The organism is Tepidimicrobium xylanilyticum, assembly GCF_900106765.1.
GTDB classification, from domain to species: domain Bacteria; phylum Bacillota; class Clostridia; order Tissierellales; family Tepidimicrobiaceae; genus Tepidimicrobium; species Tepidimicrobium xylanilyticum.
Map to the genome: position 1 here is coordinate 322,730 of NZ_FNNG01000002.1, position 12,020 is coordinate 334,749.

Annotated in this window: 9 protein-coding genes; all 9 read right to left on the bottom strand. The window is 30.7% G+C overall.

The features are described from left to right. Nucleotides 1-58: 58 nt before the first annotated feature. On the bottom strand, nucleotides 59-1,951 hold the full coding sequence (locus BLV68_RS03795) for a hypothetical protein (protein ID WP_093751058.1): 1,893 nt from the start codon (nucleotides 1,949-1,951) through the stop codon (nucleotides 59-61). A gap of 231 nt (nucleotides 1,952-2,182) precedes the next feature. Next, a complete protein-coding gene (locus tag BLV68_RS03805) occupies nucleotides 2,183-2,917 on the bottom strand; it encodes a helix-turn-helix transcriptional regulator (protein WP_093751062.1) in 735 nt (244 codons plus the stop codon). A 31-nt stretch (nucleotides 2,918-2,948) separates the two neighbouring features. Continuing rightward, a complete protein-coding gene (locus BLV68_RS03810) occupies nucleotides 2,949-3,773 on the bottom strand; it encodes an alpha/beta hydrolase (protein ID WP_093751064.1) in 825 nt (274 codons plus the stop codon). 12 nt (nucleotides 3,774-3,785) lie between these two features. Then, nucleotides 3,786-7,055, bottom strand: coding sequence for a UvrD-helicase domain-containing protein (locus BLV68_RS03815; protein WP_093751066.1), 3,270 nt, complete (start codon nucleotides 7,053-7,055; stop codon nucleotides 3,786-3,788). Nucleotides 7,056-7,331: 276 nt separating this feature from the next. Further along, complete coding sequence (locus BLV68_RS03820; protein ID WP_093751068.1) at nucleotides 7,332-7,787, bottom strand: PTS sugar transporter subunit IIA; 456 nt, start codon at nucleotides 7,785-7,787, stop codon at nucleotides 7,332-7,334. A gap of 104 nt (nucleotides 7,788-7,891) precedes the next feature. Continuing rightward, nucleotides 7,892-8,737 (bottom strand): class II fructose-1,6-bisphosphate aldolase, encoded by an 846-nt coding sequence (gene fba / locus BLV68_RS03825; protein ID WP_093751070.1) that lies wholly within the window; start codon nucleotides 8,735-8,737, stop codon nucleotides 7,892-7,894. Then, complete coding sequence (locus BLV68_RS03830) at nucleotides 8,737-10,125, bottom strand: PTS fructose transporter subunit IIC (RefSeq protein ID WP_093751072.1); 1,389 nt, start codon at nucleotides 10,123-10,125, stop codon at nucleotides 8,737-8,739. The genes fba and BLV68_RS03830 overlap by 1 nt, the downstream gene beginning before the upstream one ends. Then, nucleotides 10,126-11,043 carry a 1-phosphofructokinase gene (pfkB, locus tag BLV68_RS03835; RefSeq protein WP_093751074.1) on the bottom strand — a complete coding sequence of 306 codons (918 nt, stop codon included), beginning with the start codon at nucleotides 11,041-11,043 and terminating at the stop codon, nucleotides 10,126-10,128. 172 nt (nucleotides 11,044-11,215) lie between these two features. Further along, nucleotides 11,216-11,956 carry a MurR/RpiR family transcriptional regulator gene (locus BLV68_RS03840; protein ID WP_093751076.1) on the bottom strand — a complete coding sequence of 247 codons (741 nt, stop codon included), beginning with the start codon at nucleotides 11,954-11,956 and terminating at the stop codon, nucleotides 11,216-11,218. Nucleotides 11,957-12,020: the final 64 nt, after the last annotated feature.

A 12,020-nucleotide genomic window follows, 5' to 3' on the forward strand; every position in this document is an offset into this window, starting at 1 on the left:
ATTATATCACCTTTGCTCCCTCTTTTCAATCCTTATATATAAAAATTCAAAATCCCTTCTAGGAACCAGAAGGGATTTCTTCATGCTGGATTATGAATGAAACTAGATAGTGAATCATATAAATAAAAGTAATATTTCCTGTATCATTAAGCATGAATCCTACAATACTAGTTATTAGAATGGTATAGGTTTCCTTTTCTAAGTTTTTAGCATTTGTAAACAAGCTCTTAAGAGTTATTATCTGCGATATTATGGTAATGCTAAAGGGAGGCAGAATTGTTAACTTTGCCAATTCCTTAGCTTTGATAATCAACATATCAACGAATTCCCTTACCCCATTGTTCCTTATTCTAATGAAAAAGTTTATTGCATGGCTCTTCTCGTTGCTATAATAGTCTAGATACATATTAATGCTAAATATTATAATAGCAATTACTACAAGGGTAATTAATTTTTTGATATGCCATTGACCTTTGAAAAATCTGAAATATGAAGTCATTAAAAACAGTATTAGGGCTGTTAAAAAACCTCCTGTGTTAGCGCCATACCTTGCAGATAGTGCAACCATATTAGTAAGCTGGAACAAAAAGCAAATTAAATCATTAATAGGCTTTTTATTAATAAGCTCCATTATAAAGTGACAACTTATTATGGAACAAACCAATAGAACCCCCATTATTCCATTGTTAAATCCGTAATATCTGGCACCATAGAATAGATTGTTAAAACCTATATAGGAATTATAAATAAGTTCTGGTGAAAAAAAAATTCCATATAGAATTATTCCATAGGTCAATGCAGCAAATAATCCTATGATATTAACGCCCTTTTCAGTCACAAATAGGGTTATAGCATAGGTCGTTAATAGGTTTACTATAAAGTATAGAACAAAGTTTACATGTAAATTTGATAAACCCATTAATAGCCCTATAAATATATTAATAATAGTAAAATTAGTAATAAACTTTATAGTTTCAAGTTTATCACTTCTATTTTTATATATATGATAAGCAGTATAAACCTGCACAGAATATACTATACCATGGAATAAATAAGTCAATAACATTAAATTTATGGATTTATTAAATAGATTTTTAATGTATTCAATATTATCCTTTTCTTCAGTTATATTTATATTATTGCCTATAATAGAAACATGCTGCCTCCCATAAATGGATAACAGTTCTCCATATATATCTTCTAATGCTATAAACCCATCCCTCTTAGTAGACAAGCTATTTATTATGCCATTAGTCTTTTCATTGATATAAACAATAGGTACTATAGTTTTATTCATCATATAATTTACACTTTTAGATACGTCCTTGGGAACTATTAATATATTATAATTTCTATACTCATTAACAAACTCTTTTAACAACTGTATCCTTTCATCTCTATTTTCTAATTGTAGCGACAGTACTAATATATTAGAGCTAGATAGATGATAATTGGCTTTATCAATTAACCACTTCTTTTCATAAACTACTTCGACTTCTCCTCTTTCTATGATGCCATTCTTATCTGCCGCTATAATAGCAGCAGAATTATCACCAATATAAGATATGCCGACATCCTTTAATTTTTCCCCCAACAAACAGTTTTCTACATTAGCTGTTAAAGTATTTAGATTTTTTAACATGTCATCAAAGCCAGATATTATTATGTATCCTTCAGGAGCTCTATAGAGGCCTTTATAGTATTCCTTTTTTACTCCTACTTTCCTGCCCGTAGCAATCGAAAAATAAAGGCTTTCATTTCCTTGAGGGTTTCTTGTTTTAATATTTATAAAACCAGCTCCAAAATCAATCCCTTGGGTTATTTTTTCAATGGTATTAAATTTTAATTCATCTAACATTATCAAAATAGTTTTTTCCCCTTGGGCAACAGAAATATTACTAAATAAGAACAGGATAATAATAGTAATTATTATTACATTTAATTTTTTCATAGGTTCACCTTTAATAAATAATATAGTTTAAAATGCTAAACATCCCTAGCACGATGGAAAAAACACCCAAAAGCATTTTATATTTGAAAAAATTGCTGTTTTTATTCAATGTTCTTTGCACTATATGCCTTTGATTCCCTACTTTAGCAATTCTATATCTTTCGCTCAATATTAAATATAAACCTAAAGTCAAAAATAAGATTCCTATCAGTAGCAAATTCATCGCCTCATTTATACAATATTAGATATATTTTTCTCCAGTTTCAAAACTCTTTCATCCTTAAATATAATCTTATCTATTATGTTTCTAGCTATTTTATAATGCCCCAGCTTGTAATGACACAAAGCTCTATAGTAGAGTATATTATCTTCATTTCCATAGGCACTAGCCAGATTAAAGTATGCTATTGCAGCTTCATAGTTTTCATCCATAAAATGGATTTGACCTATAGCCAAATAACAATTATATATACCCTCCTTATTGCCTTCTTGGAAATAGTACAATAGACTCTTTGATAAATGAGTCATAGCACAAAAATACAGCCCTTCTCTAAAGAGAGTTTTACCTTTAAATTCTAAGGCCTGCGCTAATAAGTCTATAAAACCGTATTGACTAGATATATATATTGCTTTATATAAGTTCTTATATTTACTGTACTTGTTCATTTGATTCTGAGAGACTTCCTCAATGATCTCTAAACACATTTCCCTTGCAATATCTCTTTCATTTTTTATAAAATAGGATGGTTTTATAAATATATCTATATTTTTCTCCTTAGCTTTTTGATTTATTGCTTCAGCTAGGTAAGTTGCATTTATCACGTTAATAGGCCTTTTTCCATTTTCAAACATGGAAATGTAATTTTTAGATATATTGTCACTTGCCAATTCAGCCTGGGTCATCCCTAATTTCTTTCTCAGTTTTCTTAACCGTTGCCCTGGGCTTAATATAATAAAATCTTCCATGTTTACCTCCTATACAAATGAACTATTCTCATTAATCTATTCTGTTATACACCCAATTGATTATATCTAATAAAATTCTATCTTTTTCATTTTCGTTCAATATTTCATGATATATATTATCATAAATTTTAATCTCCTTATCTTTGGATTTAATATTATTATATAGAAATATAGATGCCTCTCTAGGAACTATTCTATCCATTTCACCGTGTAGTATTAAACAGGGATAGTCGTATTTAGAAATATTACTACCTATCCATCTAATGCCCTTTACTAAAAACTGCACATAAAAATTTAATGTAGCTTCTTTTAATACTAGTGGATCCATTTCATAGTCCTCTACCACTTCTTTTACACTACAAATATCTTTGCTTACCGGATTTTTAATCTTCAATTTAGGTAGAATTAAATTTACAAGACTAAAAATATCCCCCTTGATTCCTTCCACCTGTGGAATTTTCGTAATAGCCGCTCCAGAAAAAATTTGCCCCTTAAGCTTATTCGGATATTTTATTCCATATAAGCAGGTGATAAATCCTCCCATGCTATGCCCTAGCATAAATATAGGTAAATTAGAGTATTCACTTTTTACTAAATCCACCATTACGTCTACATCTTCAGCAAAATCCATAAAATCATCAATATGTCCTTTAGGTCCTTTACTCCTTCCATGACCTCTTAGGTCATATCTATAAACTCCAATTTTGGCTTCGTTCAATTTTTTCGTAACATAATCATACCTATTTAAATGTTCTGCAAACCCGTGATTTATGATTATATTAGCTTTTACATCTTTTGGCACATCTTTTCTCATATAGAGTTTTGTTTTGTCTTTACTATCGATGTAATTTTCCATTCCAATATCCCCCTAATTCATAGTACATAATATATTATATCGACAATAGGTTTCACATGCATCTGTTTTTTCATACTGTCTTATGGAATTGTTTGAGTTTATAAATCTAATAAATTCCCTTAAATCCTCATAGTTTTTTTCTAAGCTTTCCTTATCGGTTCTAATTTCCACCATTTCTCCTGTTTCTAGAAAAACTATAGCTGCCCTTTCAATTTCCATATTGGCAATCCTTTTAAAGGCATTAGCATAAAGCTGTATTTGGGGTTCGTACATCTTCACTAAATTCTCTTTATTACAGACTCTATTAGTTTTAAAATCTAATATTTCAGCTTTGCCATCTCTAATGTTAATCCTGTCTATTTTACCTCTAATATAGACATCATCTACTTTTAAATAGAACTCCTTCTCTGTATAAAAAATATCGTAATCTTCGCTACAGTGTTTAATATAATTTTCCATATATACTTTCAATTCTTGTTCTATATCCCTCTTATACTCCAGCCCAAAGGAATTTACAATTCTTTCCATAAGTCTAGCAGGGTTTATACCCTTTTTATAATACTGACAAAATTTATGTATTATCTCGCCTTTAGTAATGGAATCTATAATAGGTGATTCTGTCTCTATCTCATCAGAATCTATCTCTATAGAAAGTCTTGTATAATAATTTAAAAAGAATTTCCTTCTACACTGGTTGAATTCTACAAACTGAGATGGACTAACCCTAGTAAAAACCTTCTGGTCATATCCCTTTAGCGTTTTTAAAAGTAAAAACTCCTCCTGTTGAGCTTCCCCTTCTATTGACAGTTTTTTTGGAAGCCCTTTTACAATCTGTCTAGAATTAATTATATTATCTATCCTATCTACCACCTTTATCTTATCATAATCTAGCAGGCCTTTTACCAACCTTTTAAAACCGATATCATCCCCTTGGTTACCTATTATTAACCTGTCTTTTGCCCTTGTCATAGCCACATAGAGCAATCGCTTATGTTCCTCTTCTTCCAGATATTTTAAATCTGCTTTTATTTTGTCATAAGAAGGAGATATTCTATCGTATTTAAATCCTATTCCTTTTTCTTTATCAAATAATATATTAGGTCTATTATAGTTAAAACCGCTGGCCATTTGGGGAATTATAACTACTGGAAATTGTAGTCCCTTTGACTTATGAATAGTCATCAACTTCACTACATTTGCTTTCTCAGAATAAATCTTTGCTTGAGACTCGTTACTATCCTTAATCGCTTCAATATAATCTATAAAATCCTCCAAAGAACTAGTATTATGCTTATCAAAGTCTTGAGCTATCTCCAAAAACTTATAAACATTAGATACCATCTGCCTACCCGATGCATACAGCATAAGACTTTCAAGATAATAGGTTGTATCTATTAACTCGCTTAATAGTTCTCCTATCCCATAAAAGCCTTTTTTTATCATAAAGTTATGGATTAATTTGCTTGCTTTTTTGAGTTTTTCTTTTTCAGCAGGGTCTATTTGTTCTATTTCCTTATCCATAGTTTCCAATAAAGAACTTTCCTTACCCCGCAAAAGCCAATAGATAGTTGCGTCTGAAACCCCTACCATAGGACTTCTTAAGAAACCTATGGTAGATATAGTATCAAATCTATTACTTATAGTTTTAAGCCCATTGATTAAATCCAAAATCTCCTGTCTGCGGTAAAATCCTTTGCCTCCAGTATTGTAATAGGGAATACCATACTCCATCAGTCCATCTTCATAGATGTAATCTAAGGTAGTAGCTCTAAATAATAGAGTAAAATCTCCATATTTAAACTCACCCTTATCTACCAGTTCCTTGATTCTGCTGGCTATTAACCTGCTTTCATAGTAAGCATAATACTCTTTTTTTTCAAGATTGGGAGAAGGTGTTAAACCCTCCTTCTCTAGTATCTCTACATCTATCTGGTTAGGTGATTTGCGATTAAATATTAAATCTACATATCTACTACCCATCAGCTTATCAAATAGTGAGTTTACAAAATCCAGTATGGAATCTACAGTCCTAAAATTTCTATTCAGAGTAATGAGCTTCCCTCTTAATGATTTTTTTATATCTTCAATAACATCATAGAAGACTTCCAAATCTGCACCTCTAAACCCATATATGGATTGTTTAGGGTCTCCTACTACAAACAGATTATTTCTATCTAATGGATTTTCATTGGAGCAGAGTCTATAAAATATCTTTTTTTGCAATTCGTTGGTATCCTGAAACTCGTCCACCATAATATACTTAAACTTGTTTTGAAGTTTTTCTCTAATGGATTCATCTTCCAATAAATGTAGTACCAATATTTGCAGGTCGTCATAGTCAAGACTACCCAGCTTATATTTTTTATCTGTATACCTTTCGTCAATTTCCAACAACAATTTAAAAATTCCCTTATAAGCCCATAGATACTCCTTTTCTTTAATTAAGAGTACATTATGTATTCTTTCCTGTAAATTCTCTATCCTTTCTCCCTCCTTAGCATTGGTTCCAATGTTTTTACTTAAGCTTTCGAGTATAGAAACTAAATTACTCTCTTCATAATTTCCTTTATAAAAATCACCCCAGGTAGGATCATCCTTTAATTTATAGATCTTAGAATTCTTTCTGGAATTCTCCATTAAATATATTAAACTGTCCTTAATATATTGTAAATCTGCAGAATCAACCTCTAAGCCTGAAATATAAGTTAAGGTCCTATTTTTTACTTCTTCAATGGAATAACCTACAGTCCTAATCTTATAATAGATGGTCTTAAAATCCATAGCTATTCTATCCAAATCATCACTATTAAACATTTTAATAAGGTTATATATATCCTCATCTTTTTCAATAAATTCCAATAAAACTTCCAATGTGGTTTCCTCAAGTAGAAAATCTGCTTCTTCCTGTTCTAGTACGTAGAACATTGGATCAATTCCTATATTTAAAGGATTTTCCCTTAAAATATTAGCACAAAAGCTATGAATGGTAGAAATGTTAGCTTTTTCCATGTCCCTATAGAATCTAACCCATTTTCCCCCTAGGGGAAATCTTTTCTTTAATTCTTCCCTTATTCTTTCTTTCATCTCCTGAGTAGCTTTTTTAGTAAAGGTTATAGCTACAATAGACTCAATTTCCTTATTCTCTTCCAAATCCCCATTCTCCAATATATAGATATACCTTTCCGTAAGCACTTTTGTTTTCCCTGTACCTGCCCCTGCATTCACTGCTAGATTTCTATCTATGGTAGTAATGGCTAAATCCTGTTCTTTAGTATTGCCCATCACTCTACCTCCTAGGCCTCCCTGAAGTATATATTTAATTATATCAGAAATCTACTTAAATTGGTTAGTCCTGAAAGAATTTTATGGGACAATAAGAAAAGAGCTTCAACTTTGTTAAAAAGTAGTTATCAAAATGTAACAAAACAAAGGAGAAGCTCTATACTTATATATTTCTATATTATTTATATTAATTAACCCCAATTGAAACCCATAATGAAACCTAATAAGTTCAATGACAAAATTATAATCTTTGAGTTGCCCATTAACAAAAAGTCTTTAATCTCCTATTCCACAAACTAACTTATAGATAGCTGAAGGCTCTTCTGCTTTTAATAATTTTTTTCTAAAATCTTCATGCATAAGTTTTCCTGATAAGTTTGCCAACGCTTTTAAATGAAGATTATTTTCTCCTTCCTTTACAGCTATCATAAACACCATGAACACTTTTTCTCCATCTATAGAATCATAATCTATCCCTTCCTTACTTATACCTATAGCTATTTTGGACGTATTTACAGTTTTTGATTTAGCATGAGGTATTGCAATACCAAAACCAATACCTGTAGTACTTAGGTTTTCTCTCATGTATATCTCTTTTTTAAATTGTGCTTTATCCCTTATTACATTATTTTGTTCCAAAAGTTCTATCATTTCATCAATTACATCATCCTTAGTTTTTGATTCTAGCTTTAGCTTTATCAACTTTTCATCAATTAATTCGTTCATATTCATATGCTTTCCACCTCTTAATCATTACAACACAACATACATTACAACATACATTTATCACTAATTTTGACATGATAACATAAACAAAATATTATTAAAAACAATAGCTATGCTTTATTATATGATTTACAAGCTTTTATCTTTTTTATCACTACTTCTTTCATAGCAATTCTACAAGGTTTAAATACCTTTCTTATGTCGTATATATTTGGATTTTCCTCTATAAACTTCCTCATAGCCTTTAAATTTGCAAGTTTAAGTTCTGTATCGAAGTTTATTTTATTAATACCAGACTCTACTGCTTTGCCAAGCATATCTTCTGGCACCCCAGAAGAGCCGTGAAGCACTAAAGGTATATTTATCTCCTGTTTTATTTCTCTAATTCTATCAAAATCAATTTTTACCTCTCCTTTGTAAATTCCATGAGCTGTTCCCACCGCTATGGCTAATGAATCACAATTGGTCTCATTATAAAATTTTACTGCATCATGAACTTCTGTATATATTGAAATATCTGATTCAATATCGTCTTCTTTGCCTGCTATCACGCCAAGTTCTGCTTCAACAGATATGTCTAGAACATGAGCAATTTTAACAACCTGTCTAACTATATTCACATTTGTTTCAAAATCACATTTAGAAGCATCAATCATGAGAGAAGTCCATCCTAATCTTATAGCTTTCAAATGGTACTCCAAATCCGTACCATGATCTAAATGGAGAGCTACAGGTACTTTAGCCCTTTTGGCTGCCCCTTTTCCTAAATCAGCTAAATATTCAAAACCCGCATATTCTATAGCGCCTTGGGTTGTTTGAATGATTACTGGAGAATTCATTTCTTCTGCCCCATCAATTATCGCTTGTAAATTCTCCATATTTGTAAAATTAAAAGCAGGAACAGCATATTTTTTCTCTAGTGCATCACGTAAAATTTCCTTTCCTGATACAAGCATTACAACATCTCTCCCATTTTACGGCGTCTATTACGTCTATATAGCCCATATAATATGGCTCCTGTTATAGATCCTACAAATATGGCAAGTACCCATTGAAATGGTTTTGTGACTAATGGAAGTATTAAAAATCCTCCATGTGGCGCTGGAACCTGTACATGCATCATATATGTTAATATAGATGAAACTGAAGAACCTATCATTAATATTGGTATTACTCTTAATGGGTCTTTTGCTGCAAATGGTATAGCTCCTTCTGTTATATGAGTAAAGCCTAAAATATAATTTACTAAACCTGCAGCTCTTTCATCCTGAGTAAATTCCTGTTTAAATATGGTTGTTGCTAAAGCAATTATTAAAGGTGGAGTAATACAAGCTGCAGAAACACCTGCCATAAAATAATAATTACCTTGTCCTAAAAGAATTGTACCTGTTACATAAGCAGCTTTGTTTACTGGTCCTCCAAAATCAAAAGCTGACATACAACCTATTACTATACCTAATAGTATCGGATTTGCATTTTGTAAAGATGATAACCAATTCATCATAGAATCATTTATCTGAGCAACTGGTTTCCCTAAAATAGTCATTAAAGTTCCAGTTAATAATACTCCAAGTAGTGGCAATAAAAATATTGATTTTAATCCCTCAAATTCTCTTGGTAATCTTGATAATACTTTTGTCAACCATAACATAAAATAACCTGCAAAAAATCCCGCTATAATACCTCCCAGAAATCCTGCTCCTGTTTCATTTGCAATAATTCCTCCTATAAAACCAGCTATCATACCTGGTCTGTTAGAAATTGAAGCTGCAATAAAAGCTGTAAAAATAGGAACCATAAGGCCAAAAGCATGTCCTCCAATAGCATTCAACATAGCTGCTATTTCATTATACTGCTCTGAATTTGGATCTGCTGAATATATTCCCCAAAAAAATGATACTGCTATAAGGACCCCTCCTGCTACAACAAATGGAAGCATATTAGAAACACCATTCATAAGGTGTCTATAAATTTGCCTTCCTACGGATTGTTTTTCTTCTTCTTTTCTTGTAAATTTAACTTCGTCTTTTCTTATTGGTACATTACCATCTAAAATTTTTTGAATTAATTCTTTTGGTCTTCTAATACCATCTTGCACTGAAGTTTCTATAACAGGTTTACCATTGAATCTTTCAACATCTACATGTTTATCAGATGCAACTATAACCCCTATAGCTTCTTCAATATCCTTTTTTGTAAGTTCATTTTCTACTCCCGCTGCCCCATTTGTTTCAACTTTTATTTCTATACCTAATTCTTTTGCTGCATTTTTTAAAGCTTCTTCAGCCATGAAAGTATGGGCAATACCTGTAGGACAACCTGTAACTGCAATAATTTTTTTCATTTATTTTACCTCCTTCACATTTAATATTTTCACATAATCCTTTACATTTTCCAAAGTACCTAATCCTTGGGATTCTGCCACATTTGCTCCTGTAGCAGATGCCTTTTTTAAAGCAAATTCTAAATCTCCTTTAAACAGCCATTCACTCAAGAAAGCTGCTAATGATGAATCTCCTGCACAAGCAGAACTTAAAAGCTTTATTCTAGGAGCATCACAATAATATAATTTGTAACCATCATAAAAATATAATCCATGTTCTCCCATAGTAAGAAGTATATTTCGCGCTCCCATTTCATATAATTTTTTTACCACAAATTTAACATCTTTTTCATTGTTTATCCTATAACCAAATATCGCCTCCACTTCCTCATCATTTGGTTTTATCAATAATGGATTATACTTTAACAATTCTTTTAGTTTTTTTGAACTTATATCTAATATCACTTCAATTGATTTCTCCTGGCATATTTGAAATATTTCACAATAATAATCTTCTTCTATACCCTTGGGCAAACTACCACTTATTACTAAATATTTACAATCTCTCAATCCTTTAATAATATTTATCAATTCAGATTGAGCTTCTATTGATACAAAGGGTCCTTCGTTAACAAACTTGAACTCATTTTTCTCATCATTTATAAAAATATTTATTCGAGTAGGCTCGTTTACCCATATAGGTATGGTTTTTACATCCCTTTTGCTTAACTCTTCAACAATATATTTCCCAGTAAACCCACCAAAAAATCCAAGTGCTACTGATGGAATACCATAATGTTTTAATATTAGTGAAACATTAATACCTTTTCCATTTGGTGAATATTTAGCGTCTTCAGTTCTATTAACAACTGAAGGTTCAAAAGTTTTAGAGAAAAAATTTATATCTATTGCTGGATTTGTTGTTAATGTATATATCATTACTTCAGCTCCTACCTAATTATTTTATTAAATTTATTATATGACAGATTAAAATGAAAATCTTTTCACATTTTTAAAACCTGGTTTTAGTAAAAACACTATATTAAACTGTTTAAACCCCTTGTTACCATTAATCTATTTATGAAAATAAAAAAAGGGATTTTCAAAATCCCTAACTTATAGCTAAATAATCTATTATTACCCTAGATATAATATAAAGAGGAAGTCTAGACGTAACCTCAAACTTTTTTATTGAAATGTGAGAATGCTTATAACCATTTAAAAATATGTGGGAAAACTCTTTTAATTCAGTATTACTTGAGCCACAACAACTTACTACATTGCAACCTAACTCAAAGGCATTCTTAGCTGATGTTATAAGCTCAGGAGTTTTACCATTTAATGAAAAAATAATTATTAATTCATCTTTTTTTAACCCTTTTGAAATTTCTATCATTATATTAGGATCAGAAATTTCAAATGCATTGTACCCCATAAGCAGAAGTTTTAGAGAGAATTCAGCTGCTACTAATTCTGTAAGTCCTCTAGCTAGTATATATATCCTATTAGATTTTTTTATAAGTTCTACTACCTGCAATATATTACTCACAGATATTTGTTCAAGAGTATAAGTAGCTTCCATAAGAGACTTTCCTAATATAGCATTAACCTGTTTTGAATCCTTGTTTAGAATATCTTTTTTAGAAAGAATATATCTTAATTCAGTAAATCCATCCAAGCCACATTTCTTTATAGTTCGCGAAACAGTCGCTGGAGAAGTAAAGGTTTCTTCTGCTACATCTACTATAGACATACTTGGAAGTTTGTCTGTATTCGAATTAATGTAATTTACCACAGATTTTTCTGTTTCAGTCAACTTTTCTAAAATATCATTACTTATGGGAATTATCAATTTAATCAGCTTCCTTTCTTAAAAAATACTTTCTACTTTTAAATTGAATACTTTTTGTCACATA